This is a genomic window from Aeromonas sp. 602200, assembly GCF_049173895.1.
In the GTDB taxonomy this organism is placed as follows: Bacteria; Pseudomonadota; Gammaproteobacteria; order Enterobacterales; family Aeromonadaceae; genus Aeromonas; species Aeromonas veronii_A.
Genome location: NZ_JAAKSL010000007.1, coordinates 42393 through 67537, shown reverse-complemented (window position 1 = coordinate 67537; position 25145 = coordinate 42393). Strand labels below are relative to the sequence as shown.

The window sequence follows — 25145 nt, the reverse complement described above, 5'->3', positions numbered from 1 at the left end:
CCCTCTTTCGGGAGCACCGCCATGCGCCGTCTCTTTATCCAGTTCTATCTGTTGCTGATCGGCTGCTTCACCTTGGCCATCCTGCTGGTGGGAGTGGTCTATCAGGTGACCGCCGAACGGGCGGGTGATCGCTATCTCGAACGCATGATGCAGGGCTCTCTTGGCCTGTTGACCGGCGAGTTGGCAAGAACCCCGCCAGAGCGCTGGTCCGATCGACTGGCCGAGCAGAGCAGTCAGTTTACCCTCCCCCTCAAGATCGGCGAGCTGGTGCGCCAGCCGCTGGCCAGCGAGGATCAGGCCTTTCTGGCTGCCGGCAACATTATCATCGTCGAGGAGGATGACACCTTCCTGCAGCGCATCCCCGATACCGACCGGGTGCTGATTGTCGGCCCTGTACCCTACCTCTCCTACCTGCATGAGCTGCACTGGGTCGATGTGGGGCTGCTGCTGGTGATCGGCCTCTCTCTCGGCCTGCCCATCCTTCTGTGGCTGCGTCCCCACTGGCGCGGCTTGCAACAGTTGGAGCAAACCGCACGTCGCGTGGGCGATGGGGATCTCTCCTGCCGAACCAATCTGCCACCGGGCAGCAGTCTGGCCCGGGTGGGACGCACCTTCGATCAAATGGCGACCCAATTGCAGGCCATGATTGCCAGCCGCAAGCAACTGACCGATGCCATCGCCCACGAGTTGCGCACCCCGCTGGTCCGGTTGCGCTATCGGCTTGCCATGCTCGCTCCAGCCCCTGCCGAGCAGGAGCAGCAGGCGCTGGAGCGAGATCTGGGCGCGCTGGACGCCCTGATCGAAGAGATGCTCACCTACGCCAGGCTGGATAGACCCGAGTTGCCGTTGCAGCGCGACGAGCTTGAACTCAGCCACTGGGCACAAGCGCATCTTGGCGACTGGCAGGCGCTGGCACCCGAGAAGAGGCTCACCCTCGATCTGCCGCCACGCCACATGCCCTGGTGCGGCGATCAGCGTCTGCTGACGCGCGCGGTGGAGAACCTCATCAGCAACGCCCTGCGCTACGCCGAGAGCGAGGTTACCCTCTCCATCTCGCGGCTGCAGGAGAACTATCTGCTGGAGGTGAGCGACAATGGGCCGGGGATCGATCCGGCGCTGGCGCCCCAGATCTTCGAGCCGTTCGTACGCCTTGATCAGAGCCGGGATCGTCGCACCGGCGGCACCGGGTTGGGGCTGGCCATCGTGCGCAGCATTGCCCGTCATCACGGGGGGGATGTGGCGTTGCTGGCCAGTGACCACGGCGCCCGCTTCTGCCTCACCCTGCCTGTACATTTGGATACAAACCGTCACCAACCGCTCACTGAAGGGCCGCTGCAACCGTCATAGGATGACTGTCATGGAGAACGCTCCATAACATCAACCCGAATAAGGAAATTGAACATGAAAAAGATCATTCCCCTGACCCTGGCTGCCGTCTTCGCCCTCACCTCCGGTTTCACCATGGCGGCCACCCCGACCAAGACAGCCGCGCCGCAGGCGACCCAGACCAAGGTGGTGAAAAAACACCATAAAGCCACCCACGCCAAGACCCCTGCCGTCAAAGTCGCACCGAAAACCAAGTGATCCAACCGGTCACTGGATAGCACAGAGGGAGGCTGACGCCTCCCTTTCCATCTCTTCCCGAAATTTTCCTGACGAGCACCTCCCTCGTCCAAACCGGATCCACGACCCGGCTCCCCCTTTGCGGGAAACGGTCAATGACCACAGGAACATGGCATGTGGCGTCATCTGCTTAAATGGCTAGGCCCCTTGTGCAGCTTGTTGCTGCTCGGCACCGCACTGACCGTGCTGTATCACCTGACTCAGGCATGGCACTGGCACGATATTCGTGTGGCTATCTGGTCCCAACCCCTGCCGCGACTGGCGGGCGCCCTGTTGCTGACCCTGCTCAGTTATGGTTGTCTCTGTAGCTATGACATGCTGGCGCTCCATGCGCTGGGCAAGCGCCTTCCCTGGCAACAGGTCAGCATCACCTCCTTTATCACCTACACCTTCTCCAACACCCTGGGATTTGCCCTGCTGACCGGTACCTCGGTACGCTATCGCCTCTACTCCGCACTGGGGCTCGCCACCGGAGAAGTGGCCCGCGTGGTGCTGTTCTGCTCCATCACCTTTTTCCTCGGCCTGCTGGCGTGGGGAGGTGGCGCCCTACTGACCTGCGATGTATCACAGCTGCTGCCTGACTGGCCGCAGTGGGCAGATACCCTGCTCAGGCTGGCGGGCATGATGGCTCTGCTGTTGGTGGCCTGCTACCTCTGCTGGCCCACACACCGTCTCTCCTGGCGCGAACACAGCCTGCTCCTACCCGGGATCAAGGTACGCCTGCTGCAGCTGCTGGTCGCGCTGGCGGACTGGATGGCCGCCGCCGCCGTGCTGTTTGTGCTGTTACCCGCAGATAGTGTCCCCTACCCCGTGCTGCTCAGTGCCTTCGTGCTGGCCAGCTTCCTCGGGGTGCTGGCCCACGTGCCGGGCGGGATAGGGGTGTTCGAAGCGAGCATGAGCCTGCTGCTGGCCCACTACCTGCCGGCCGACAAGCTGCTCGCCTCGCTGCTGCTCTACCGCTGCATCTATTACGTGCTGCCTTTCCTCTGCGCCCTGCTGCTCTTTACCAGTCAGGAGATGTTGCAGCAGAAGGCTCGCTGGCAGCGGTTGCAGGGGATCATGAGCGCCATTCAGGAGTTTCTGCCCGCACTGATCAGCGTCGGCACCTTCGCCGCCGGCAGCCTGCTGCTCTGCTCGGGCATGATCCCGACCATGCGCAGCCACATCGAGGTGTGGCTGCAAGTGCTGCCGCTCCACCTGCTCGAGCTCTCCCACGTGCTCAGCAGCGTGAGCGGTATTCTCCTGATCCTGCTGGCGCGCAGCCTCTATCGCCGTCATGACGCCGCGTTTCGCATCACCCAGCTGCTGCTGGCACTGGGGATCGCCTTCTCCCTGCTCAAGGGGGGGGACTGGGAATCAGCCCTGCTGCTCGGCAGCTTCCTGCTGATCATGACTCCCTGCCGCTCTCTCTTCTATCGCAAAGGGTCGCTGCTCTATCCCCAGTACACCCCGGGCTGGCTCATCTCGGTCGGCGCCGTGCTGCTGGGAGCCCTGTGGCTGCTGCTCTTCTCCTACCGTCAGGTGGAGTATGACCACGCCCTCTGGTTCCACTTCTCGCCCCACGGCGGGGCTGCCCGCGGCCTGCGCGCCATGGGGAGCGTGGTGGCCGTGCTGGCCGTGGCCGGGGTTGCCCAGCTGCTTGCACCGCTGCGCGTGGTCGGTGAAAAGCCGGACAAGGAGACGCTGGCGCGCGCTCACGAGCTGGTGGTGCGCGAAGGGGGGATCCACGGCTATCTGGCCCAGTTGCAGGACAAGTCCCTGCTGTTCCATCCCGCCGGCGACGCCTTCCTGATGTATGGCATCGAGGGCAACAGCTGGATTGTGATGGGGGATCCGATCGGCCACCACGAGCAGATCGAAGAGCTGCTCTGGCAATTTCGCGAGCGGTGCGACGAGCACGACGCCAATCCGGTCTTTTATCAGGTGTCGGCCCGCTATCTTCCGCTCTATCTGGAGCTGGGGCTGATCCCCTTCAAGCTCGGTGAAGAGGCGATGGTCGATCTGGCTACCTTCGATCTGGCGGGCAGCCGCCTGCGCAACCTGCGCCAGAGCCACGCCAAGGGCAAACGGGAAGGGTTGACCTTCGAGGTGGTCGAGGCCAGTGCCGTGGCCCCCCTGCTGCCCAGATTGCAGACCGTCTCCGATACCTGGCTGCAGAGCAAGATGGGCAAGGAGAAGGGCTTCTCGGTCGGCCGCTTCGAGCCTGACTACCTGACCTTGAGCCCGGCTGCGCTGGTGTGGCACGAGGGGCAGATCGTCGGCTTTGCCAACCTCTGGGTGAGCGACAACAAGGAGACGCTCTCCATCGATCTGATGCGCTACAGCCTGGATACCGGCACCGCCCCCATCATGGATTTTCTCTTTGTCGAACTGCTGTTGTGGGGCAAGGCGCAGGGGTACGCCAGCTTCAATCTGGGGATGGCCCCCATGTCTGGGTTCAACGATCACCCGCTCGGCAGCTACTGGGCCCGCCTTGGCAATACCCTGTTCGTCCGTGGCAGCCGCTTTTACAACTTCCAGGGGCTCAGACGCTACAAGGAGAAATTTTCGCCCCGCTGGGAACCCCGCTACCTGCTCTGCAGCAGCAAGCTGGTACTGCCCAGAACCCTGACTCACCTGATCACCCTGATTAGCCGCGGCCCGCTGGGGCTGCTCAAGAAATAGGAGCATGGCCAATGAGAGCCTTGATTTTGCTGTTACTCAGTCTCGTACTGCCCGTTTCATCTTTTGCGGCGCACGCCGCCCCGGTCAAGGATGACCTGAGCCTGATTGAGCTGCCGGTCAAGCAGTCATCCGACACCCCCATGGTGATCTTTCTCAGCGGCGATGGTGGCTGGGCGGCCCTCGACAAGGGGCTGAGCGCCCAGTTTCAGCTGAACGGCATGCCGGTCGTGGGCTGGAGCTCCCTCACCTACTACTGGAAGAAGAAAACCCCGGAGCAGGTGACCGCCGATCTGGAGCGGATCCTCGATGATTACCAGACTCGCTGGCAGCGCCCCCGCTGGCTGCTGGTCGGTTTCTCGTTTGGTGCCGAGATTGTCCCCTTCGTCATCAACCGGTTGCCGGAGCACTATCGTCAGGGGTTGGTCGGGGCCGTGATGCTCTCCCCCTCCACCAGCTCGGATTTCGAGATCCACGTCAGCGACATGCTGACCCACAAGGCGCGGAGCTATCCGACCGAACCGCAGGTGAAGACCATCCGCGATCTACCGATGCTCTGCCTGCAAGGAGCCGATGACGATGACGGCGACCGCCTCTGCCCCCGTCTCAACCAACCCAACGTCATCAGCGTCACCCTGCCGGGAGGACACCATTTTGACGATAACTACCCCCAGCTCTATCAGACCATCACCAAGCATCTGAACCTGCCCCCGGATCCGCTGACTGTGGAGCATTAACCGGTATCACCACGGAATGCCTTTTAAGTACCGAGCAGGGCAAATCAGCGAGCAATGAAAAGGGCCTCTCTTGCGAGAGGCCCTTTTACTGAATTGGGCGGCAACTTTAAAAGGATCGACCAATGGGTTGGCCGTGGCGTCAAAGTCACCGAGGCTTTTCACTGCGATTGCCCAAGCGGTTCAGCAAGATGCGCTATCAAGAACGAAGATTTGCATTCCTATGCCAGCAACCACACGGGGATTGCGCCAGAAAGCAAAAAGCCCTGATGTTTCCATCAGGGCTTTGCAATTTGGCGGTGAGGGAGGGATTCGAACCCTCGATACGTTGCCGTATACACACTTTCCAGGCGTGCTCCTTCAGCCACTCGGACACCTCACCAAATTTTGGTCTGTGGTTTAACGTGTTCAGCCAACACAGTGTTCGCTACGCTGTTGCGCTAGAACGGGGCGTAATTTAGGGGAAAGCCCCGCCCGCGTCAACGGCTTTTTTCACCCGGCGAACCGTTCGAACACTTAATGCACAGATTCCGGTGCGACCTGGATTTCCGGCAGGTTGAGGAAGCCGGAACGTTCGCATTCGGCAACCAGTTCGTGGGTGGCAGCGATGGTGCTTTGCACGAACAGCAGGAACTGCTCGACGCTGAGTCCGGCCTTGGTAAAGACGGTGTGGCCGACCACCAGTCGCGGCAGGTTGTCATCAATGATATCGAGGAACACCTTGAGGGAGGGGTACTGCATATTGAGTCGGCCCAGTTCGGCAACCAGCAGCAGCATTGCGGAGGGGCGCACTTCCAGCTCGGAGGAGAACAGCAGGCCTTCCTCTTCCACGAAGATCCGGCTCTCCTGAATACCGTCGACCGACTGCAAAGAGACAATGTGGATACCGTGACACTGGTCGCAGACATAGTGCTCGATACGAGCCTGTTGCAACCAACGCATTATCATTTCGGAGCTGGGGATATTCATCATTTCCACGACAAGATTGGGATCAAGGGGCGCAGTCTAAACCAATTTACTATCAACAAAAAGCACGCCAATCCGATAACCCTGCGGCTCGCTTCTTTTTGGCAAGCGCTATGCATATACTCAGCCAAATCGACGACGACGCTTGCCCCACAGGGGGCCCCATGACAATCCAAGAAAAGTATCGCCTTCATCTGAAATCACTCTCGGATGAGCTGCTCACCCTGCAAAAACCCATCCGCATTCTGGATGCCATCAAATGGCCACGCCATCTGCAGGATCGCTTTCTGGCAAGCGGTGGCAGGGAGCTGCCCGCTATCGACAGGCACTTCTATGATGCCCTCCCCCTCGGCTTCGATCCGCGCAACAAGTATCTGGAGCTCAAGGAGCTGCGGGACAGGATCCGCAGAAAGTTGGGGCTACAGGACGATCTTGGCCGGATCCTGCAAGAGACGGTCGATCAGTACATGGTGGTGATCGAGATGCTGCGCCAGCGCGGCCAACCCGATTTTCAGCGTTACAGCCAGCTGCTTTATGGCTCTGCCAGCGATCACCTGCGTGGGGATCGCAAGACCCTCAAGGAGCTGGGCGCCCGCCTGTGCGATATATTCTCCCTGCCCGGCGCGCGCCATCTGGTGCGCCCCTACCCCAAGGAGTTCGAAGGAGAAGCCGCGGTCGCCAAACTGCAGGGCAAGCTGTCGAGCTACTTCAGTGACGGCACTGTGCAGGTGAAGCTGAGCGATGGGATTGTCTCCGATGCAGCGGCCGGTGGCGACTACATCAAGCTCAACTCCCACGCCCGTTTCTCCGAGCTGGACTTGCAGGTGCTGGAGGTGCACGAGGGGTGGGTTCATGTAGGCACCACCCTCAACGGTCGCCAGCAGCCCTATGCCACCTGGCTGAGCGCCGGTTCACCACGGATCACCGCCTGTCAGGAGGGGCTGGCCGTTCTGATAGAGACCCTCACCTTCAGCTCCTTTCCGGATCGGGCCAAGCGTATCTCCGATCGGGTGATGGCCATCGACATGGCCGAGCGCGGCGCCGATTTTATCGAGGTGTTTCAGCACTTCGTGCAGCAGGGCACCAGCGAGCACGATGCCTACAAGATCACCCAGCGGGTCTTTCGTGGCGGCATGGTGGGCGGCGGCGCCTGCTTTACCAAGGATCTCTCCTACGTGCGTGGCTATGTGGAGACGGTCAACTTTATCCGCAGCGCCGTGCTGGAAGGGGTGCCCGAGATCCTGCCAATGCTGTTTGTCGGCAAGGTGACACTGGATGACATTCCGGTGCTCTATCAGCACTATCTGGAGGGGCTGATCGCCGCTCCCCGCTATTTGCCGCCGATGTTTCGCGATCTCACCGGCCTCTATGTCTGGTTCGGTTTTGCCTCCGGCATGTCACTGGTCGATATAGGCCGGGTACAGCACCATTTTCGCCAGCTGTTTCAACGCCTGCCGGTGGCCGACCCCATCATTGCGCCGGTGGATATCGAGATCGACTGAACCGCAGAGAAGCACGCAGGAAAAGAACAAGGGCGCCAGATTGGCGCCCTGCTCGACGATTGAAATATCGCAGCCGAATTACTTGTAAGCCCGACCTTCGAGATAGTGTTTGCGACAGAGCGACACATAGCGATCGTTGCCGCCGATCTCCACCTGTTCGCCATCACGCATCACCTGCCCCGCTTCGTTGACCCGGGAGTTCATGTGAGCCTTGTTGCCACACCAGCAGATGCTCTTCAGCTCTTCAAACTTGTCGGCCAGACAGAGCAGATGGTAGGAGCCCGGGAACAGCTCACCGCGAAAATCGGTCTTGAGGCCATAGGCCATCACCGGAATATCCTGCTCATCGACGATGCGGGCCAACTGGTAGACCTGCTCACGGGTCAGGAACTGGGCCTCGTCCACGATAAAGACATCGATATGTTTCTTCGCATGGCGCGCTTTCACCATTTCAAACAGATCACAGCTGTCGCTGAACACGTCCACCTTCAGTTCAAGGCCAACCCGGGCACTGATCACCCCGACCCCGAAACGGTCATCGATGGCTGGTGTCATCGCCAGAGGATGCATGCCCCGCTCCAGATAGTTGAAGTGCGCCTGAATGAGCTGGGTGGATTTGCCTGAATTCATGGTGGCAAATTTGTAGTGCAGTGAAGCCATGATACTGTTCCGAAACTGAATTTATGGGGCGCATGCTAACCAAAGCCCCTGACAAAACCAAGGGGCCCGCGGGCCCCTTGCTCTATAAATGTTACGCGGTGGCCAGCACTGGCCGCGCTTTGGCCTTTTTCAGGTGATAACCGGTAAAGAGCACGAACCAGAGTGCGCTGACACTGAAACCGGCCAGGCTGGAGTGCATCAAGCCCATCGCCAGGTAACCGATGGCCGCACCGAAGGCGATGGCCAGTGCATAGGGCAGCTGGGTCATCACGTGATCGATGTGATGGCAACCGGCACCGGTAGCAGAGAGGATGCTGGTGCTGGAGATGGGTGAGCTGTGATCCCCGAACACCGAGCCAGCCAGTACCGCAGCTAGCATCGGCAGCATCAGGCTGATGTCGCTGGCGGCGGCCATGTCACCGGCCAGCGGCAGCATGATGCCGAAGGTACCCCAACTGGTGCCGGTAGCAAACGCCATGGCACAGGAGAGGATAAAGACCACAGCAGGCAGCACTTCGATCGGCAGGTTACCGTTAGCCAGCGAAGCCAGGTACTTGCCGGTCTCCACGTCGCGCACCACGGCACCGATGGTCCAGGCAAACAGCAGGATGTTGATGGCTGGCAGCATGGCCATGACGCCTTGCGGCGCGGCCTTGATCCAGTTCTTGGCTCCCAGCTTCAGGCGCATCGCCAGACCGATGGAGACCACCAGACTGCACAGGGCACCGTAGACCAGCGAAGAACCGACGTTGGTATTTTCGAACGAGCCGAGCACGCTGAATGGCAGCCCTTTCTCGCTCAGCACCGCAGCACCGGAATCGATCATGAAATAGATGGTGGCAGCGGTCAGAGTCAGGATCGGCAGTACCATGTCGATCATGCCGCCGTTGCTCTCCTCCGGGCTCTCCATATCCAGACCGATGGGGCGGCCCTTGGACTCATCCCACAGTTTGCCTTCCAGCGCCCACGCTTCGTGCTGACGCATCGGGCCGATATCGAGCTGACAGGCGATCACCACCAGCACCATGATGAGGGTGAAGACGGCGTAGAGGTTCATCGGGATCATCTCGACAAATGCCGCGATGGGGCTCTGTTCGGTCAGACCGTGGGCCGCCATGATGCCGCCCACCAGGGCGATGATATAGGCGCCCCAGGAGGAGATGGGCATCAGCACGCAGACCGGCGCCGCGGTGGAGTCCAGCAGATAGGCCAGTTTGGCACGGGAGATCTGGAAGCGGTCGGTCACCGGACGGCAGATTGCCCCCACCGACAGGCTGTGGAAGAAGTCATCGATAAAGAAGGCAAACACCATCATGCCGGTCAGGGCTTTGGCGCCCTTGCGGGTCTTGGCACGACGCTCGGCCCACTCGGCAAAGGCACGGGTCGCCCCGGAGACGCTCATCAGGCTGATGAGGCCACCCAGCAGCAGCATAAACAGGATCATGTTGACGTTGTCACGATTGAGCGCGCCATCGACCCAGAAGATCTTGAGCACGGTATTCAACATGTAATGCAGGGATTCGAGGGGTGAAAACTGATTGAGCAGCAAACTGCCGGTGACGATGCCCACACCAAGGGACAGCAGCACGCGGCGGGTCATGATCGCCAGCGCGACAGCCAACAGGGGGGGAAGAACGGACCAACCGGAGTCGGCGAAATGACTAATGTCCATGATCTCTTTGCACCTAAAGATTACAGGTGGAGATCTACCGAGAGGATCTAAAGAAACAAAACCTATGGGGAGGTCATACTCCTCAGCCCCTTCAGGTAGCGCTCCATAGTGGATGACTATGGCAGTCCTGCACCTATTAGATGCAGAACCAGCAGCCCGGTATGATGGCCTGGCCACTTCGGCGCTGACTCCTTTCCTTGTGCATCACAGGCATCACCCTCCGCACAAATACTCATAGGCAGCGCGCCTCTACTTAAAGGTATTCGCCGCACATTTTATCGAGATGGCAGCTTATAGCAAGTTTTTTGATTAAATAGTCATGACAAACATATCAAGGTCGAAAAATGGTAGTCAAATGATGCAACAACGCCAGCTTTGACGCTATTTTCACCTACTGCGGTTTCATTGGCATCCAATCTCCAAGCCTATTGCAGGCCATATTAAATATCTGTATTGATGTTCCCCACGGATATTATATTTAACCCGGCTTGACTTATTTAAATCACCAAGCAAGAATCAGCTGGAACATAATATTTTTCTCTGACTCGACGTGGTAACTCCTATGAATGAATTTTTAAAGGTACTGCTTAATATCCGCAGTCTGCGTGCGACCTGCCGCGAGCTTTCTCTGGAACAACTGGAAGAGGCACTGGAAAAACTCTCCACTATCGTTGCTGAACGTCAGCAGGATGAAGCTGCTGAGCGTCAGGCCCGTGAAGAGCATCTGCGGAAAATTAACGAATATAGCGAAATGCTGAAAGCAGCCGGTATTGACCCGGCAGAATTGGTAAGCGCTGTCGCTACCAACCCCGGCAAATCAGAAAAAGCCAAGCGGGCGCCACGTCCTGCCAAATATCGCTATCAGGATAATGGCGTAGAGAAAACCTGGACCGGCCAGGGCCGTATGCCTTCGGCTATTGCCAGCGCAGTGGCAGCAGGCAAATCACTGGAAGACTTTGCTATCTGATCTCAATCTCGTTGCTAATAAAAAACCTCGCCAAGGCGAGGTTTTTTATTGCCGCTTAAACGTGAAATATCAGATAGCCGATTGCGGGCGATCTGCTGCCTTGACCCACAGCACTTCACGATCCCCTGCTACGCAGATGAGATAGCGGGCAACGGTAAAGAACCAGTCACTCATCCGGTTCAGATAGGGCAGCACCTCGGGATTGACCCGCTCTTCCCGGCTCAATGTCAGCAGCAAGCGCTCGCAATGACGCACCAGAGTACGCACCACATGCGCTTGCGCCGCGGCACGGGAACCACCCGGCAATATAAATTGGCGCAGCGGTGGCAATGGCTCACTATAACGATCTATCTGCTGTTCAAGGCGAGTTGTCCAGGCGGCATTAACCTGCCAAATCGATTCATTCTGGGCGTCACTGGAGAATGCCAACTCCCCCCCCAGATCAAACAACTCCTGTTGCAACAGCTGTAAATCAGCCAATAAGCAGAGCTCTTGCGGCGGGACGTCACAAATCAGCAAGCCAATATGGGAGTTGAGCTCATCGATATAACCGTAGGTCTCGACCCGCAAATGATCCTTTGGCAACTGGATACCATCGGCCAGCCGGGTCATGCCCTTGTCGCCCTGCCTCGTATATATTCTCATACCGACATCCTGTTAATAATGGGAATAATCATGGATTCGAGTCCATTGAGTTTGATTTCGTAAGCCAACGCCAGCGTCTGGCCCAATTTACCCACCGGAAAACCGCTGCGCGCCATCCACACCAGATAGGGCTCTGGAATATCGATGATACGCCGCCCCTGATATTTACCGTAAGGCATCTTGTTGGTCAGGGTCAGCAGTACCTGTTCGTCGGATAGCCAATCCATATTAATCGATATCCAGATATTTATGAGTCTGGATTGAGAGTCGCCAGTTACGCGCGATACAGGTATCCATCGCCAATTGGGTGGCCCTTGGCTTCTGGCTGATCGGCTGCAAGGCAATGACCACATCAGGGCGCAGGGTAGCAGTAGCGAGCAGCGTATCCAGCTCTTCAATATGGTGCTCGGTGGCCACCGGATGCTTGATCTCGTTGGCCCGCTCCAGCGCCGAGACCAGCACAGGCAGCCCCCCTTTCATGCCAATTTTGGGGGAGACGGTCACCCAGGTCTGCTCATGGGTCTTGATCTCGCTGGTGCCACTGGTTTCAATCTGCACCTGATAACCCGCCGCCAGCAGGGCTGACGAGAGTTCGTGCAGATCATAGAGGCAGGGCTCGCCACCGGTGATCACCACATGGCGCGCCTGATAACCCAGGTCGGTAAAGCTCTTGATAATCTGCGCGGTGCTAAGTTGGCTCCAACAATCGGATTCGTTGGAGCGATCCAGCACCGCCTCCTTGCCCACTTCACGAGCCGGATCAACAACCCAGGTATGACGGGTATCGCACCAGGGGCAGCCCACCGGGCAACCCTGCAGGCGAACAAAGATGGCGGGCAGGCCGGTAAAGATGCCCTCCCCCTGGATGGTCTGGAAAATCTCGTTGATTGGGTAGTGCATCTCGATCACGGCTTGTTGCAAAAGTCGCGGATTATACCCCAAGCCACGGCAAGACGCAGGCTCACTCTGCGCTTTTCTCGCCCAGCCCGGTTTTCTCAAACAGTCTGGCCATGATGCCCGCCTTGTCGGCCAGATAGTTGTTCAGGCCGCGACTGCGCAGTTCACACGCAGGACACGTGCCGCAGCCGTCACCGGCAATGCCGTTGTAGCAGGTCAGGGTCTGCTGGCGCACCGTGTCGAGGTGACCATAGTGATCCGCCAGTGCCCAAGTCTCGGCCTTGTCGAGCCACATCAAGGGAGTTTCAAAACGGATGCCGCGATCCAACCCCAGCGACACCGCCTGATTGAGGGCCTTGACGAACTCGTCACGGCAATCGGGATAGCCGGAGAAGTCGGTCTCGCAGACACCGGTGATCACCGCTTCGGCGCCCACCTGATAGGCATAGATGGAAGCCAGGGTCAGGAACAGGATATTGCGACCCGGCACGAAGGTGTTGGGCAGGCCATTATCCTGCAGCTCGCAGCTGACCGGGATGTCGTCACGGGTCAGGGCAGAGACCGCCAGCTCATTGAGCAGCGTCACATCCATCACCTTATGGGCGGCGATCCCCAGTGCACTGCCCAGACGGCGCGCGGTGTCGATCTCTTCCCGATGGCGCTGGCCATAGTCAAAGGTGATGGCGTGCACTTCATCATACCGGGCCAATGCCTGCACCAGACAAGTAGTGCTGTCCTGACCACCGCTGAAAACCACGACTGCTTTTTTCATCTTGATAACTCCTTGAATTGTCACGCGCGGCGGCCTTCGGCAAAGTCCTGCCACTGGGTATTCAACCGATTGAACAGGGTCAGCAAGGGCGCATAGCGCTCCGGCCTCCCCTCCCACCGGGACAAGAGGTGATAGCCCGCCTCTATGGTAGAGAGGGCATCGGGAAAGGGTTTCTTTCGAATGGCATATTGACCGGCAATGGCACCAATGCAGATGCGGGGCAAGCAGGCCAGTGCCGGGTTGCTCTGCAACATGCGATAGGCTTTGCGCCAGGTGCCGTCAAGCAAGATAAAGGCGACTGATGCGGAGCCAGAGGATTCACTCTCCCACTGTTGGCGAAGATCGGTCAGCGAAATGGCATCCTCATCCGGCCAGAGCAAATAATAACGACGGGATTGGTCAGCCAGCAGCACATTGAGCCACTCATCGCGGGAAAAGTCCTCCCCCACATGGATCTCGCACTGTTGCAAAGAGGCCGCCAGCAGTGCCGCGGTCCCCTTGGGATGTGCCACCTCGTTGGGGTGCTGCAAGATGTAGAGGGGCGTGTGATTGTCAACCGGCACAATATAATCGCACATGCAGGCTTTGAGGGCTCGGGTGCAACGTGTACAGTATCGACTGTTCTTGTCGTTGGACTGTTTCATGTTGTCAGACAAATCTGGATTGCTCTGGGTTATCACGCTCTCTCTCACCAGCTTGCTACTCTTCTTTACCGTTCCCAATCTTCAGCTCTCCTTCGATCGGCCCTTGATCGCCGGGGGCGAAGGGTGGCGGATCATAACAGGCAATCTGGCTCATACCAATCTGTGGCACCTGCTGCTCAATCTGGGCGGCCTCGCCATCCTCTATAGCCTGTTTCGCGACTATCTGGGTGGGGCTCGCCTGCCGCTGCTGATGTTGCTGCTCTGGTTGGCCGTGGGCTTGGGGATCTGGTGGTGGTGCCCGCAGACCCAGTGGTACATGGGGCTATCCGGCTCGCTGCATGGCCTGTTTGTCTGGGGGGCAATGCAGGATATTCACCACGGACGCCGCACATCGGGCTGGCTACTGCTGGCAGGGATGGGGCTCAAGCTGGCGATGGACTTCTACAACGCAGGAGAGAGCCCGATCTCCACCCTGATCAATGCCAGGGTACACATCGGCTCTCATCTTATCGGGGCCGGTGCAGGCCTGTTGCTCGGCCTGCACCGTGTATCACTGGGTGAGCCTGTTACGCACCAACCAACTCGGCATTGATGCTGGCCAGCATGGCGGCCGGATCGGCAGCCTGCGTAATGGGGCGACCGATAACCAGATAATCGGACCCCGCCTCGACCGCCGCTTTGGGTGTCATCACCCGGCGCTGATCCCCGGCCGCGGAACCGGTCGGGCGAATACCCGGGGTCACCAGCTTGAACTCATCACCCAGCAAGGCTTTAAGCTCATGGGCCTCGTTGGCAGAGCAGACAACCCCATCCAAGCCGGATGCCTTGGTCAAGGTAGCCAGCCGGATCACCTGCTCGGCAGGGCTCACATCCAGACCAAGAGGGATCATGTCGGACTGCTCCATGCTGGTCAGTACGGTCACCCCGATCAACAATGGCGCCTTGTCGCCATAAGGCAGCAGCGCCTCTTTGGCGGCACGCATCATCCGCTCACCACCACTGGCATGCACGTTGACCATCCAGACACCGAGCTCGGCACTGGCTGCCACGGCTTTGGCAACGGTATTGGGAATATCGTGAAATTTCAGATCCAGAAAGACATCGAATCCCTTGGCCACCAGCTGGCGTACAAACTGCGGGCCAAACAGGGTAAACATCTCCTTGCCTACCTTGAGACGGCACTGGGCCGGAGAGATACGTTCAACGAACGCTAAGGCATCTGCCTCGTGCTGATAATCCAGCGCTACCAGTACTTTGGGATCTTGCATCTCACATCCTATTGCTTGTTATTCACCGTCCAGACCACGGATCGGCTTGATGGAACCCCACTGGCGACAAGACGGGCACTGCCAGAACAACGAGTGAGTGGCAAAGCCGCACTGCCGACACTTGTGGGTTGACTTGATTTTTATCTGCTCGCCGACCAGCTGTTGCAGCAGTTCGAGGCTCTCCTTGGCAGGCCCCTCTTCCGCACTGGCCAGCTGAAAACCCACCAGCTGGTAAAAACCTTTCATCGACGGATGACGACGCAGCTGACGCAACACCAGCGAACGGGCCTGGCTCAGGCCATCACGCTCTTCAACCAGCTTGGCAAGGGCCAGGGTCACGCTGACACCGGCGTGATCTTCCACAGCCTTCTCAAGCAGCGGGATCAACGCAGGCGTGCGCCCCAACTGCTGATAGCACTCGAGCAATTTGGGCATTGCCTCGGAGGCAAAGTCGATATCCTGCTCGAACACCCGCAGCAGCTCCTTGCTGGCCTGCTCATACTCCCCCTCTGCCATGGCGAGCTCAGCGAGGCGCAAACTGGCTCGGGCACATGCCGGATTGATACTGAGCGCCCGTTTGAGCTTGGCCAGCCCCTCCCCTTTATTGCCCTCACGCAGCGCGATCTCGGCTTGCTCGCAATAGAAATGGGAGATGGGGTCGGCCAGCTTCTTGCCCTGGAATTTTTGCAGACGAACCGCCACATCGATGGCCTTATCCCAATCCCGCAACTGCTGATGGATGATCAACAGCTGTGCCAGCGCCGTCTCTTCATAGTCGCTGTCATCGCACAGCTCATTCCAGAGCGCTTCAGCTCGGTCCAGCAGACCAGCAGCCAAAAAGTCGCGCGCAAGCTCCTGCAGGGCAAGCTGTCGCTGCTCCCGGGTCAGTTGGCGGGTTACCAGGTTCTGGTGGATCTTGATGGCACGATCGACCTCCCCACGCTGGCGAAACAGGTTGCCGAGGGAGAGGTGTGTTTCGATGGTTTCACTGTCCACCTCAAGCAGTTGGATAAAGAGATCCACCGCCTTGTCGGATTCATCGGACAGCAAATAGTTGAGGCCCGCCACATACTGGCGGGAAAACTGGTTACTCTGTTTTTGGGTGTCCTGGCGAACACTCCTGCGACCCATGTACCAGCCATAACCGGCGGCGATGGGTAACAGCAGGAAAAGCAGTTCAAGCATTGAGGAACATTATTCCTTACCCGGTGACCGGGCCAGCTCCAACTCGCGGGATTGACGACGCATGGTGCGGTTGAGGGTGCGGTTTTGCATTTTCAGGCGCAGGAACAGCAGGCCGAATACCAGCCAGCCCAGCAAAAAACCGCCAGCGAAGAAGAAGCCCAACAGCATGGCAAGCGAAAACTCACCCTGAGCAATCAGGTAATTGAACTGAACCAGCTGGCCATTTTGTGAGCCCAGCGCCAGGGTCAGAACAAACACCAGCACCAGCGGAATGAGGGCCAAAATACGCTTCATAAGAGCTCCCTGTCAGTATCTAATGAGAGGCTGATTATCCTTAAAATCGCAGGCAGACTCTAGAGTGAATGGGAAAAGAGTTTAAGAAACAAGACGATTGGCACAGGAATCGGTGCCAAAAAGAAAAAAGGCATACCCGAGGTATGCCCATTTCTGCATTATTCAATGATGTTGACGCGCTCGCGCAACTCTTTGCCAGGTTTGAAGTGCGGGACATATTTCCCGGTCAGTTCAACCTTGTCCCCAGTCTTGGGGTTGCGGCCCACACGGGGCGCACGATAGTGCAGTGAAAAACTGCCAAATCCGCGGATTTCAATCCGGTCGCCGTTTTGCAAGGTCGACGCCATCTGCTCAAGGATCTCCTTGATGGCGGCTTCGACATCCTTGGCCGGCATATGCATGCGGCTGGCTGCCAGTTGTTCGATGAGATCTGATTTGGTCATAACGTTAAATCTCCTTCCCCGATCACATGCAATATTCATTTTGCCAGGATAAAAAAGGGCGGCGCAATGCCGCCCTTTTCTTGCATCAAGGATTACTCACCCTTGGCGGCTTTGAACGCTTCCATCATAGCATTGCTGAACACAACTTCTTCTTGCTGGTTCAGGTTATCGATAGCAACACGCTCATCAGCCTCGTCCTTAGCACGGACAGACAGGCTTACGGTGCGGTTCTTACGATCAACGCCCATGAATTTAGCTTCAACTTCGTCACCAACAGACAGCACCAGAGTGGCGTCTTCTACACGGTCACGAGCAGCGTCGGAGGCACGCAGGTAGCCTTCTACGCCATCAGCCAGTTCGATAACGGCACCTTTGGCATCAACCTCGGTAACCTTACCCTTCACGATAGCACCTTTCTTGTTGTCAGCCAGGTACTTGTTGAACGGGTCTTCTTCGATCTGCTTGACACCCAGGGAGATGCGCTCACGCTCCGGATCCACTTGCAGAACAACGGCTTCGATCTCGTCGCCTTTCTTGAATTCACGCACGGCTTCTTCGCCCTGGTTGTTCCAGGAGATGTCAGACAGGTGAACCAAGCCGTCGATGCCGCCATCCAGACCGATGAAGATACCGAAGTCAGTGATGGACTTGATCTTGCCGGAAACACGGTCGCCTTTGGCGTGAGTTTCGGCAAACAGCTGCCACGGGTTGGATTTGCACTGCTTCAGACCCAGGGAGATACGACGACGCTCTTCGTCGATGTCCAGAACCATCACGTCAACCACGTCGCCAACGTTAACAACCTTGGACGGGTGGATGTTCTTGTTGGTCCAATCCATCTCGGATACGTGTACCAGGCCTTCAACGCCTTCTTCGATTTCAACGAAGCAGCCGTAGTCGGTCAGGTTGGTCACGCGGCCAGACAGACGGGTGGTCTCCGGGTAACGCTTGGCGATAGCAACCCAGGGATCTTCGCCCAGCTGCTTCAGACCCAGGGATACACGGGTACGCTCGCGGTCGAACTTCAGAACCTTGACAGCGATCTCGTCGCCAACGTTGACGATTTCGGAAGGATGCTTAACGCGCTTCCACGCCATGTCGGTGATGTGCAGCAGGCCGTCAACACCGCCCAGATCTACGAATGCACCGTAGTCGGTCAGGTTCTTGACGATACCCTTAACTTCTTGACCTTCTTGCAGGTTAGCCAGCAGGCTTTCGCGCTCGGAGGTGTTCTCGGTCTCGATCACGGCACGACGGGAAACAACAACGTTGTTGCGCTTCTGGTCCAGTTTGATGACTTTGAACTCGAGTTCTTTGTTTTCCAGGTGAGCGGTGTCACGGATCGGACGCACGTCAACCAGAGAACCCGGCAGGAAGGCACGGATGCCGTTCAGTTCAACGGTGAAACCACCCTTGACCTTGCCGTTGATGATACCGATAACGGTAGCTTGCTCTTCGTAAGCCTTCTCAAGCTGCAGCCAGGCTTCGTGGCGCTTGGCTTTTTCGCGGGACAGCTTGGTTTCGCCGAAACCATCTTCGATAGAGTCCAGAGCCACGTCAACGGTGTCGCCGACGTTGATTTCCAGCTCGCCCATGGCGTTCTTGAATTCTTCAGCCGGGATAGCGGACTCGGATTTCAGACCGGCGTCAACCAGTACGAAACCGTTCTCGATAGCAACGACAGTACCCTTGACGATGGAACCTTGACGGGTTTCAACGGCGTTCAGGGACTCTTCAAAGAGTTGAGCAAAAGATTCGATCATTGTTTATGTCACAAATGAAACATCCACTTGCAATCCGGCACAAGCGGGGCTGTTTTAAATAATCTGCGCCATCCTTGGTGCAGACGACCGGATGTCAGCTTGCGCTGGCATCACCAAGTTGTTGCTCTGCATAGGTGAGCACTGTTGCCAGCACTTCATCTATGGTCATGGCGGTAGAGTCTACCACCAGAGCATCTTCTGCCGGTTTCAGGGGTGCAGTAGCGCGATTTCTGTCGCGATCGTCACGTTCCCGAATCTCGGTTAAAAGACGCTCAAAGTTAACATCAAAGCCCTTATCTTGCAACTGCTTATAGCGACGCTGGGCCCGTTCTTCGGCACTGGCGTCGAGGAAAATCTTTACCTCGGCCTCGGGGAAAACAACTGTACCCATGTCACGACCATCGGCAATCAGACCCGGGGCCTGACGAAATGCCCGCTGACGGCGCAACAATGCTTCGCGCACCCGGGGGAAGGCGGCGATTTTACTGGCAGCATTACCCACTTCTTCGGTGCGAATGGTGCGGGAGACATCTTCCCCTTCCAGGATCACCTTGACCAGATCGCCCTCAACCTGAAATTGCACATCCAGATTGGCGGCCAGCGGCACCAGTGAGGCTTCACTGTCCAGCTCTACATCGTGATGCAGGGCGGCCAGGGACAACACCCGATAGATGGCGCCCGAGTCCAGCAAGTGCCAACCCAGCTTCTCAGCAAGCAGCTGACACAAGGTGCCTTTACCTGCACCACTGGGGCCATCAATTGTCATTACGGGGGCCATCTGAGGCATAACTTCTCTCCTGCACTGTGTTGCTCCCATCCCGAAGGGGTGGGTTAATGGGCGCCGATTATACCCGAATGTGGTGAGCCGGGCAGTCATCAATCCGCACAAAGGGCCAAAACCCCGCCGGACAGCTGTGCTTGTATCTCATTTGGATATTTCATTAAGCAATGCAGGGACTTGTTCTTATGGTCGTTCCTGACAAGGCGCGCTAAACTGGCCCCCTTTTTTGAGCCGTTAGTAGTAAGGAGCAACCTATGAGCAGCGTTACCCTCGTGGCCAAATCCAAATTGCCAACCCCCTGGGGCACCTTCACGCTGGTAGGTTTTCAGGAAACCGGCACAGGCAAAGACCACGCCGCACTGGTGATGGGCGACATTACAGGTGACGAGCCCGTGCTGGGCCGGATCCACTCAGAGTGCCTGACCGGCGATGCCCTGTTCAGCCTGCGTTGTGACTGCGGTTTCCAGTTGCAGGCGGCCATGGAGAATATCGCCAAAGCCGGTCGTGGCGTGTTGCTGTATGTGCGTCAAGAGGGCCGTGGCATCGGCTTGCTCAACAAGATCCGCGCCTATCACCTGCAGGATCAGGGTGCCGATACCGTGGAGGCCAACGTAGCCCTTGGTTTCGCCGCCGATATGCGCGACTACACCATCTGCGCCGATATGCTCAAGCAGCTTGAGGTCAAGTCTCTCAAACTGATGACCAATAACCCGCGCAAGATGAAAGCGATGGAATCCTTCGGTATTCCGGTGGCCGAACGGGTACCGTTGCAGGAAGGGCGCAATCCCCACAACGAGTTCTATCTGTCGACCAAGGCCAACAAGCTGGATCACATGCTCAAAAAATGAGCCTGCATTGACGAATACCAGATAGTCAAACGCCTCCTATTCGGAGGCGTTTTTCTTGGATCGACCACACATCAACCCTGGCTATCGCTGTGGTACGGTCAGATTGACCAGCAGAGCTTCAAGCTCTTCGCCAGTGCGGGCCGCGCAGTATTGATCGACCCGCTCCCGGGTCAATTGCGGCGCGAGACGTTCAATCAGATCGTAGAGATAGCCGCATAAAAATGCCCCTCTGCGCAACCCGATAGCGGCCACACCGCCTGGTAGCCAAGGCGCCGTTTTGAGCACCAGATCGCCATCGCGCTGGGGCTCCCAAGCAAAAGTTGCCATCATCCCGATGCCCATTCCTTGTCTGACATAGGTCTTGAGCACATCGCTGTCGCTCGCACAGCAGGCGATCCGGCTCTCGGCATGAGCGCAATCAGTGCCTTGAGCTGTGGAGAGAGCCCTTCCATCGGTCACCAATGCAAACTCCACCAGCTCAGCCGGGGTCAGCGATGTTGCTTTGGCCAACGGATGATCCTTGGGCAGCACCAAGCCCCGTTGCCACTGAAAAGAGGGGAGCATGAGCAGCTCGCTCCCCTCCTCCGGTTCATCCGCCAGCAGCAGATCGGCAGAGCCATCATGCACGGCTGCGCGGCACTGCGTCGCACTCCCCTGCATCACAGTTACGGCAACTTTGGGAAAGCGGGCCATAAAACCCTTGAGGATGGCGGGCAGAATATAACGGGCTTGCAGATGAGTAGCGGCAATGGTGAGAGTTCCCTTCTCCGGATGCACATGCTGCCTAGCCATCACTTTGATGGTGGCGACCTTGTCCAACACCTCGGCGGCCACTTTGATCACATCCCGACCGATGGGGGTGATCTGGGTCAGGTGTTTACCGCTGCGCTCGAAGATCTGGATCCCCAGCTCATCCTCCAGCATCCGCACTTGTTTGCTGATCCCGGGCTGGGAGGTAAAGAGGCTCTCGGCGGTGGCCGACAGATTCAGCCTGTGGTTGGCCACCTCGACGATATAGCGCAATTGCTGCAGTTTCATGGTGTAGCCCTCAAGCGAACCCACCATTAATAGTAACAAACTTTCAGAAATGGCCCGCAGCCATCAGGCCGGGCGATCCTTGAGTAGGAAATCACGCAAGGCACGATTGGCCATGGAGAGCGGATCACCACGCCGCCACGCTACGCAGAGATCGAGATAGATGGGCGGGTCGAAGGGTACGCCGCTCAGATCCGGCTCCTCTTCCAGCACCATCCGCAAGAAAGTGGTCACCGCAAAGCCTTGCCGCACTACCGCCTTGAGCAGAGGGATGAGATTACTCTCGAAGGCGATATCGGGTTCAACGCCAAGGCTCTGGGCCAGTGCCTCCATATGCTCCCGGTGATAGAAACCACGGCGAAACAGCGCCAGCTCCTGAGCAAAGAACTGCGAGAGGGTGACGGCCGGTTCGCCGCGCAAGGGGTGATCGTCCCCCACCACCATCAACATCTCTTCGCTCAACAGATGTGCCCCCTCGATGGCGGGGGGGAGATCACTGGTGATGAGAATGGCCAGATCGAGGGAACCATCCACCATCCGGCTGAGCAGCTCACGGGTGCCGGCCTCTTCGACCCGGATCTTGAGGCCGGGATAGCGATGCTTGAAGGCCATCAGACGAGGGGGGAAATAGTAGGAGCCCATCATATAGGGGATCCCGATCCGCACCTCCCCCCGCTCCAACCCCTTAAGCTCGGCCATCTCGGCCTCAGCCTGATGCATCTGCAGCAACAGACGCTCGGCATGGCGACAGAGCACCTCCCCCTCAGGGGTGAGCCGTACCGCCCGGTCCTGTCGATCAAACAGTCGCAACTCGAGCTGCTGTTCCAGCTTGGCGATGGCCATGCTGATGGCCGGTTGTGCCACATGCAGACTGTTGGCTGCCTTGGTAAATGAGCCGGCATCCCTGACCGCCAGCAGATAGGTGAGCTGTTTCAGATCCATGTATCAATTCATCTTATGAGATGGATAACTTAAATATATTATATTTATAACCGCAAGGACTCTACTCTGACCAAAAGCAGTCAGGACAATACGCAATGATTGAAGTTGGAAGTCGCGAGTGGATACGTGCAACCCTGGCCCTCAGCCTGGGCTCTTTTCTGGTGTTTCTGAACCTCTACCAGACCCATCCCCTGTTACCCCTGATTGCCGAGGTCTTCTCGGTCAACTCCCTCTCGGCCAGCTGGACCCTGGCAGGATGCACTGCAGGCCTCGCCGCCTCCCTGCTGATCTGCGCCAGACTGGCGGATCGCCATGGCCGTCGGCAGGTCATGCTGGGTACCCTCACCCTGGCGATCCTGCTCTCACTGTTGATCCCGCTGGTTGAGCAGTTTGGTTCCCTGCTGTTGCTGCGCATCCTGCAGGGCGCGCTGCTGGCAGGACTGCCCGCGACCGCGATTGCCTATATGGGGGAAGAGTTCAGCAAACGGGCGCTGCTCTCGGCGGTGGGGGTCTATATTGCCGCCAACTCCCTCGGTGGCATTGCCGGTCGGGTGGTCGGCGGCCTGCTGGCGGGCTGGTTTGGCGACTGGCAGCATACCTTTCTGGGGATCGGTGTGATCAGCCTGTCACTGCTGCCGCTGGTCTTCTGGCTGCTGCCCCATCAGACCCGCTTTGTGGCGAGCGCCCCCGTTCGCGGCCAATTTGCTCGCGCCTTGCAGCAACACTTGACCAATCCCTTGCTGGTAGGGGCCTATCTGATTGGCGGCCTCAACTTTATGGTGTTTCTGAACCAGTTCAGTTATCTCACCTTCCTGCTGGCCAAGCCCCCTTTCTCCCTGCCCACCCAGTGGCTCGGCATGCTGTTTCTCACCTATCTCTCGGGGACTGTAGCCTCCTCTCTGAGTGGCCGATTTGCCAATCGCTGGGGGACACAACGCATGCTGCTGGTCGGGATCGCCCTGATGGCCCTCGGGAGTCTGTGGCTGCTGCAAGCTAGCCTGCTCGGGATCCTGAGTGGCTTGCTGATCTCCAGCTTCGGCTTTTTCCTGGCACACGCCTGCGCCAGCGCCTGGGTCGGTCATCATGTCGAACACAACCGCGCCCTCGCCTCCTCCCTCTATCTGGTGGCCTACTATCTGGGAGCCAGTCTGGGTGGGCTTTACCTGCACCCCTTCTGGGAGCAAGGCGAGCTGGGCGGTCTGGTCATGGGAATTGAACTGGTCCTCATCCTGACGGCGGGCTTGAGCCTCTGGCTCGGCCGTCTCAAGCAGCGAAGCCAATCGCCACTGCCCGCCCAGCAACCCCACCGACACGGGTAACAGGCTCAGCGCAAACAGGGTCACCTACGAGCAGATGGCGATCTCGCAACCCAGCACCGCCAGATAACAAAAGGGGTCACACCGGTGACCCCTTTTACTGCGTTATTCAAGAGCCTGTCAGGCTCGCACCGCATTTAGAGCAGGATCACTCCTGATCGAAATAATCCGCAGGCACCGCGACCACAGCACCGGTCGCCACCTCTTCGGCGATCACCTCAGCCAGCGAGCGCAGATGAAACTTGATCTGTCCGGAGGGCAACATCATGCCGATATCGGGGTTGCGGGTATCTTGCATGTTGCCGGTTTTGAACGGTAACTCGGGATAGCGCGCTACCAGATCCTGCAGTGAAGTAACCACCAGCTCGATATGTTCCAGTCCTGCCTGATGGATGCGCCCCGGTTTCGGCGCCGCCAGCTCGATACAGGGTACCTGCACCTCACCAGCCAGCAGTGGTTGATGCAACTGATAAGTGGCAATCGGGCGACCGCCGATCATCCCCTCCACCAGCAAGGAGCCCGCTTCAGCCAATACAGCACACAGCGCGCGGTACTCCTGCAAGGTCGCCGCCCGATAACAGAGGTGATCGACCGTTGGCTGGGAAAATGTGACGCCAGCAGCGGCCAGTTCGGTCAACAGCTGAGAAACAAATGGGGCCATTGGCCCCAGTGTGGAATCGAGTGGGTGGGACATGCTTACCATTTCTTCTTGGGTTGAAACAGGACATCGAGCTCGTCGGCTTCCTTGTCCTTGATGTTTTGCAGATCCTGCGCGCTGTTTTGCTGCTGCAGCTCTTCAAGCTCCTTGAGCCCCTGACGCATATCCTCTTCACGAGCCAACAGATAGGGATCCTTGTCGCCAATGCTGGCCATTGCCGACAACCCCTTGGTATAGAGCTGGCGGCAAGTACCATATTGGCCCTGAATGCGGGCATCCATCGCCCGCTTGACCAGATTCGAGATGTTGATTTTGAGCTGCATCAGCTCGAGACGACGATCTTCCTGAGCAAACCCCTGCGGATCAATTTTGCCCTTGTTGTGCTCGACACGCAGTACGGCACGTAGCTTTTTTACCAGCTGCAACATCTGGATCGCCTGACGATCAGACTCGGGGGTTTTGAAGTGCCCCTCATCCTGCGCACTGTAATTTTCCTGCACGTTCTTGATCTGGATCTGCACATCGGCGATGCGCTGCTTGATCTGGTTGTTGGGCATCACCTGGGCGATGGCGCGATAGGCATCAAGGATCCGGTGCTGCAACAGCAACACCATGTTTTTGGAGAAAGGCACCAGATTGACGTTCAGCAGTACCTCTTCGGTCTCGTCGGCTACCGTCTTGTGTCTGGCAACGGCGTGACGCTTTTCAGCCTCCGCCTTCTGCTTATATTGCTGTACCACGTTATAGGCGATAACCAAAAACAGGAGCGCGCCGATAGACAGCAATACCAAAGTTAAAATCATAGGATGTCCAAACCCCTGTCCCAATCCAATTGCGTGATCCTACAACAGCTTATCTACTTAAGGTAG

General features: G+C 57.9%; 27 protein-coding genes, 1 tRNA gene and 1 riboswitch. Of the genes, 9 read left to right on the top strand and 19 right to left on the bottom strand.

Annotated features, from left to right (window positions below):
• Positions 1-21: 21 nt before the first annotated feature.
• The 4 genes from rstB (at position 22) to G5221_RS10515 (ending at position 5021) form a co-directional block, all read left to right on the top strand.
• Positions 22-1347, top strand: coding sequence for a two-component system sensor histidine kinase RstB (rstB, locus tag G5221_RS10530; protein WP_421263209.1), 1326 nt, complete (start codon positions 22-24; stop codon positions 1345-1347).
• A 54-nt stretch (positions 1348-1401) separates the two neighbouring features.
• Entirely contained in the window at positions 1402-1584 is a 183-nt protein-coding gene (locus tag G5221_RS10525; protein ID WP_042055686.1) for a hypothetical protein, read from the top strand.
• Positions 1585-1737: 153 nt separating this feature from the next.
• Positions 1738-4287 (top strand): bifunctional lysylphosphatidylglycerol flippase/synthetase MprF, encoded by a 2550-nt coding sequence (mprF, locus tag G5221_RS10520; RefSeq protein WP_421263208.1) that lies wholly within the window; start codon positions 1738-1740, stop codon positions 4285-4287.
• An 11-nt stretch (positions 4288-4298) separates the two neighbouring features.
• Positions 4299-5021, top strand: coding sequence for an AcvB/VirJ family lysyl-phosphatidylglycerol hydrolase (locus tag G5221_RS10515; protein WP_421263207.1), 723 nt, complete (start codon positions 4299-4301; stop codon positions 5019-5021).
• A gap of 291 nt (positions 5022-5312) precedes the next feature.
• Here the strand turns inward: G5221_RS10515 and G5221_RS10510 are convergent.
• Positions 5313-5400, bottom strand: a tRNA-Ser gene (locus tag G5221_RS10510).
• A 134-nt stretch (positions 5401-5534) separates the two neighbouring features.
• Entirely contained in the window at positions 5535-5990 is a 456-nt protein-coding gene (locus tag G5221_RS10505) for a YbjN domain-containing protein (protein ID WP_421263206.1), read from the bottom strand.
• A gap of 158 nt (positions 5991-6148) precedes the next feature.
• On the opposite strand from G5221_RS10505, the gene G5221_RS10500 reads away from it, so the two are divergent.
• Positions 6149-7486, top strand: coding sequence for a flavohemoglobin expression-modulating QEGLA motif protein (locus G5221_RS10500; protein WP_157160961.1), 1338 nt, complete (start codon positions 6149-6151; stop codon positions 7484-7486).
• A gap of 78 nt (positions 7487-7564) precedes the next feature.
• On the opposite strand, the gene G5221_RS10495 is transcribed toward G5221_RS10500, so the two are convergent.
• Both G5221_RS10495 and G5221_RS10490 read right to left on the bottom strand, forming a co-directional pair.
• Positions 7565-8146, bottom strand: a complete 582-nt coding sequence (locus G5221_RS10495) for a thymidine kinase (protein WP_005351181.1) — start codon at positions 8144-8146, stop codon at positions 7565-7567.
• A 91-nt stretch (positions 8147-8237) separates the two neighbouring features.
• Positions 8238-9818, bottom strand: coding sequence for a Na+/H+ antiporter NhaC family protein (locus G5221_RS10490; RefSeq protein ID WP_005351177.1), 1581 nt, complete (start codon positions 9816-9818; stop codon positions 8238-8240).
• Between the two features lie 88 nt (positions 9819-9906).
• Positions 9907-10078: riboswitch (Lysine riboswitch) on the bottom strand.
• 302 nt (positions 10079-10380) lie between these two features.
• Between G5221_RS10490 and G5221_RS10485 the strand changes: the two genes are divergently transcribed.
• The gene (locus tag G5221_RS10485) at positions 10381-10785 is read left to right on the top strand and encodes an H-NS family nucleoid-associated regulatory protein (protein ID WP_005359895.1); all 405 of its coding nucleotides are present in this window, start codon (positions 10381-10383) and stop codon (positions 10783-10785) included.
• A gap of 69 nt (positions 10786-10854) precedes the next feature.
• Here the strand turns inward: G5221_RS10485 and G5221_RS10480 are convergent, their stop codons facing one another.
• From G5221_RS10480 to G5221_RS10460, 5 genes are all read right to left on the bottom strand, one after another.
• Positions 10855-11430, bottom strand: a complete 576-nt coding sequence (locus tag G5221_RS10480) for a cob(I)yrinic acid a,c-diamide adenosyltransferase (RefSeq protein ID WP_139405266.1) — start codon at positions 11428-11430, stop codon at positions 10855-10857.
• The gene (locus tag G5221_RS10475) at positions 11427-11657 is read right to left on the bottom strand and encodes a DUF3820 family protein (protein ID WP_421263205.1); all 231 of its coding nucleotides are present in this window, start codon (positions 11655-11657) and stop codon (positions 11427-11429) included. The genes G5221_RS10480 and G5221_RS10475 overlap by 4 nt, the downstream gene beginning before the upstream one ends.
• Position 11658: 1 nt before the next feature.
• Positions 11659-12330 carry a 7-carboxy-7-deazaguanine synthase QueE gene (queE, locus tag G5221_RS10470; protein WP_040069335.1) on the bottom strand — a complete coding sequence of 224 codons (672 nt, stop codon included), beginning with the start codon at positions 12328-12330 and terminating at the stop codon, positions 11659-11661.
• A gap of 61 nt (positions 12331-12391) precedes the next feature.
• Positions 12392-13099 (bottom strand): 7-cyano-7-deazaguanine synthase QueC, encoded by a 708-nt coding sequence (gene queC / locus G5221_RS10465; RefSeq protein ID WP_005359893.1) that lies wholly within the window; start codon positions 13097-13099, stop codon positions 12392-12394.
• A gap of 20 nt (positions 13100-13119) precedes the next feature.
• Positions 13120-13743 carry a tRNA-uridine aminocarboxypropyltransferase gene (locus G5221_RS10460; RefSeq protein ID WP_421263204.1) on the bottom strand — a complete coding sequence of 208 codons (624 nt, stop codon included), beginning with the start codon at positions 13741-13743 and terminating at the stop codon, positions 13120-13122.
• Between G5221_RS10460 and rrtA the strand changes: the two genes are divergently transcribed.
• Positions 13742-14335, top strand: a complete 594-nt coding sequence (gene rrtA / locus G5221_RS10455) for a rhombosortase (protein WP_421263203.1) — start codon at positions 13742-13744, stop codon at positions 14333-14335. The genes G5221_RS10460 and rrtA overlap by 2 nt on opposite strands.
• Here the strand turns inward: rrtA and pyrF are convergent.
• From pyrF to cmk, 6 genes are all read right to left on the bottom strand, one after another.
• Positions 14310-15011, bottom strand: a complete 702-nt coding sequence (gene pyrF, locus G5221_RS10450) for an orotidine-5'-phosphate decarboxylase (protein WP_108614207.1) — start codon at positions 15009-15011, stop codon at positions 14310-14312. The two genes, rrtA and pyrF, sit on opposite strands and share 26 nt — an antisense overlap.
• Positions 15012-15029: 18 nt before the next feature.
• Positions 15030-16196: a lipopolysaccharide assembly protein LapB gene (gene lapB, locus G5221_RS10445; protein WP_005346478.1), complete on the bottom strand. Its 1167-nt coding sequence runs from the start codon at positions 16194-16196 to the stop codon at positions 15030-15032.
• 9 nt (positions 16197-16205) lie between these two features.
• Entirely contained in the window at positions 16206-16490 is a 285-nt protein-coding gene (locus G5221_RS10440) for a LapA family protein (RefSeq protein WP_005337143.1), read from the bottom strand.
• 158 nt (positions 16491-16648) lie between these two features.
• Positions 16649-16933 carry an integration host factor subunit beta gene (ihfB, locus tag G5221_RS10435; protein WP_005299934.1) on the bottom strand — a complete coding sequence of 95 codons (285 nt, stop codon included), beginning with the start codon at positions 16931-16933 and terminating at the stop codon, positions 16649-16651.
• A gap of 92 nt (positions 16934-17025) precedes the next feature.
• On the bottom strand, positions 17026-18696 hold the full coding sequence (rpsA, locus tag G5221_RS10430; protein WP_005337148.1) for a 30S ribosomal protein S1: 1671 nt from the start codon (positions 18694-18696) through the stop codon (positions 17026-17028).
• A 94-nt stretch (positions 18697-18790) separates the two neighbouring features.
• Positions 18791-19483 (bottom strand): (d)CMP kinase, encoded by a 693-nt coding sequence (gene cmk / locus G5221_RS10425; RefSeq protein WP_421263202.1) that lies wholly within the window; start codon positions 19481-19483, stop codon positions 18791-18793.
• A gap of 248 nt (positions 19484-19731) precedes the next feature.
• Between cmk and ribA the strand changes: the two genes are divergently transcribed.
• Positions 19732-20325: a GTP cyclohydrolase II gene (ribA, locus tag G5221_RS10420; protein ID WP_005351157.1), complete on the top strand. Its 594-nt coding sequence runs from the start codon at positions 19732-19734 to the stop codon at positions 20323-20325.
• Between the two features lie 81 nt (positions 20326-20406).
• Here ribA and G5221_RS10415 read toward each other — a convergent pair whose 3' ends face one another.
• Both G5221_RS10415 and G5221_RS10410 read right to left on the bottom strand, forming a co-directional pair.
• Positions 20407-21363: a LysR substrate-binding domain-containing protein gene (locus G5221_RS10415; protein ID WP_421263201.1), complete on the bottom strand. Its 957-nt coding sequence runs from the start codon at positions 21361-21363 to the stop codon at positions 20407-20409.
• Between the two features lie 63 nt (positions 21364-21426).
• A complete protein-coding gene (locus G5221_RS10410; protein ID WP_042053074.1) occupies positions 21427-22302 on the bottom strand; it encodes a LysR family transcriptional regulator in 876 nt (291 codons plus the stop codon).
• 95 nt (positions 22303-22397) lie between these two features.
• Here G5221_RS10410 and G5221_RS10405 point away from each other — a divergent pair, with 95 nt between their 5' ends.
• Positions 22398-23621: an MFS transporter gene (locus G5221_RS10405; protein WP_421263200.1), complete on the top strand. Its 1224-nt coding sequence runs from the start codon at positions 22398-22400 to the stop codon at positions 23619-23621.
• A 145-nt stretch (positions 23622-23766) separates the two neighbouring features.
• Here G5221_RS10405 and G5221_RS10400 read toward each other — a convergent pair whose 3' ends face one another.
• Entirely contained in the window at positions 23767-24321 is a 555-nt protein-coding gene (locus G5221_RS10400) for a VOC family protein (protein WP_421263199.1), read from the bottom strand.
• Positions 24315-25079: a DNA repair protein gene (locus G5221_RS10395; RefSeq protein WP_216953387.1), complete on the bottom strand. Its 765-nt coding sequence runs from the start codon at positions 25077-25079 to the stop codon at positions 24315-24317. The genes G5221_RS10400 and G5221_RS10395 overlap by 7 nt, the downstream gene beginning before the upstream one ends.
• Positions 25080-25145 lie beyond the last annotated feature (66 nt).

What these genes read in the sequence shown, in the direction of transcription:
- rrtA (WP_421263203.1), top strand. Translation starts at nt 13,742, where the DNA reads ATGTTGTCAGACAAATCTGGATTGCTCTGGGTTATCACGCTCTCTCTC.
- rpsA (WP_005337148.1), bottom strand. Translation starts at nt 18,696, where the DNA reads ATGATCGAATCTTTTGCTCAACTCTTTGAAGAGTCCCTGAACGCCGTT.
- G5221_RS10400 (WP_421263199.1), bottom strand. Translation starts at nt 24,321, where the DNA reads ATGGTAAGCATGTCCCACCCACTCGATTCCACACTGGGGCCAATGGCC.
- G5221_RS10440 (WP_005337143.1), bottom strand. Translation starts at nt 16,490, where the DNA reads ATGAAGCGTATTTTGGCCCTCATTCCGCTGGTGCTGGTGTTTGTTCTG.
- queE (WP_040069335.1), bottom strand. Translation starts at nt 12,330, where the DNA reads ATGCACTACCCAATCAACGAGATTTTCCAGACCATCCAGGGGGAGGGC.
- G5221_RS10480 (WP_139405266.1), bottom strand. Translation starts at nt 11,430, where the DNA reads ATGAGAATATATACGAGGCAGGGCGACAAGGGCATGACCCGGCTGGCC.
- G5221_RS10395 (WP_216953387.1), bottom strand. Translation starts at nt 25,079, where the DNA reads ATGATTTTAACTTTGGTATTGCTGTCTATCGGCGCGCTCCTGTTTTTG.
- G5221_RS10505 (WP_421263206.1), bottom strand. Translation starts at nt 5,990, where the DNA reads ATGATGAATATCCCCAGCTCCGAAATGATAATGCGTTGGTTGCAACAG.
- G5221_RS10460 (WP_421263204.1), bottom strand. Translation starts at nt 13,743, where the DNA reads ATGAAACAGTCCAACGACAAGAACAGTCGATACTGTACACGTTGCACC.
- G5221_RS10515 (WP_421263207.1), top strand. Translation starts at nt 4,299, where the DNA reads ATGAGAGCCTTGATTTTGCTGTTACTCAGTCTCGTACTGCCCGTTTCA.
- G5221_RS10490 (WP_005351177.1), bottom strand. Translation starts at nt 9,818, where the DNA reads ATGGACATTAGTCATTTCGCCGACTCCGGTTGGTCCGTTCTTCCCCCC.
- G5221_RS10495 (WP_005351181.1), bottom strand. Translation starts at nt 8,146, where the DNA reads ATGGCTTCACTGCACTACAAATTTGCCACCATGAATTCAGGCAAATCC.
- G5221_RS10405 (WP_421263200.1), top strand. Translation starts at nt 22,398, where the DNA reads ATGATTGAAGTTGGAAGTCGCGAGTGGATACGTGCAACCCTGGCCCTC.
- cmk (WP_421263202.1), bottom strand. Translation starts at nt 19,483, where the DNA reads ATGCCTCAGATGGCCCCCGTAATGACAATTGATGGCCCCAGTGGTGCA.
- G5221_RS10475 (WP_421263205.1), bottom strand. Translation starts at nt 11,657, where the DNA reads ATGGATTGGCTATCCGACGAACAGGTACTGCTGACCCTGACCAACAAG.
- G5221_RS10415 (WP_421263201.1), bottom strand. Translation starts at nt 21,363, where the DNA reads ATGAAACTGCAGCAATTGCGCTATATCGTCGAGGTGGCCAACCACAGG.
- ribA (WP_005351157.1), top strand. Translation starts at nt 19,732, where the DNA reads ATGAGCAGCGTTACCCTCGTGGCCAAATCCAAATTGCCAACCCCCTGG.
- rstB (WP_421263209.1), top strand. Translation starts at nt 22, where the DNA reads ATGCGCCGTCTCTTTATCCAGTTCTATCTGTTGCTGATCGGCTGCTTC.
- G5221_RS10500 (WP_157160961.1), top strand. Translation starts at nt 6,149, where the DNA reads ATGACAATCCAAGAAAAGTATCGCCTTCATCTGAAATCACTCTCGGAT.
- pyrF (WP_108614207.1), bottom strand. Translation starts at nt 15,011, where the DNA reads ATGCAAGATCCCAAAGTACTGGTAGCGCTGGATTATCAGCACGAGGCA.
- queC (WP_005359893.1), bottom strand. Translation starts at nt 13,099, where the DNA reads ATGAAAAAAGCAGTCGTGGTTTTCAGCGGTGGTCAGGACAGCACTACT.
- G5221_RS10485 (WP_005359895.1), top strand. Translation starts at nt 10,381, where the DNA reads ATGAATGAATTTTTAAAGGTACTGCTTAATATCCGCAGTCTGCGTGCG.
- mprF (WP_421263208.1), top strand. Translation starts at nt 1,738, where the DNA reads ATGTGGCGTCATCTGCTTAAATGGCTAGGCCCCTTGTGCAGCTTGTTG.
- ihfB (WP_005299934.1), bottom strand. Translation starts at nt 16,933, where the DNA reads ATGACCAAATCAGATCTCATCGAACAACTGGCAGCCAGCCGCATGCAT.
- lapB (WP_005346478.1), bottom strand. Translation starts at nt 16,196, where the DNA reads ATGCTTGAACTGCTTTTCCTGCTGTTACCCATCGCCGCCGGTTATGGC.
- G5221_RS10410 (WP_042053074.1), bottom strand. Translation starts at nt 22,302, where the DNA reads ATGGATCTGAAACAGCTCACCTATCTGCTGGCGGTCAGGGATGCCGGC.
- G5221_RS10525 (WP_042055686.1), top strand. Translation starts at nt 1,402, where the DNA reads ATGAAAAAGATCATTCCCCTGACCCTGGCTGCCGTCTTCGCCCTCACC.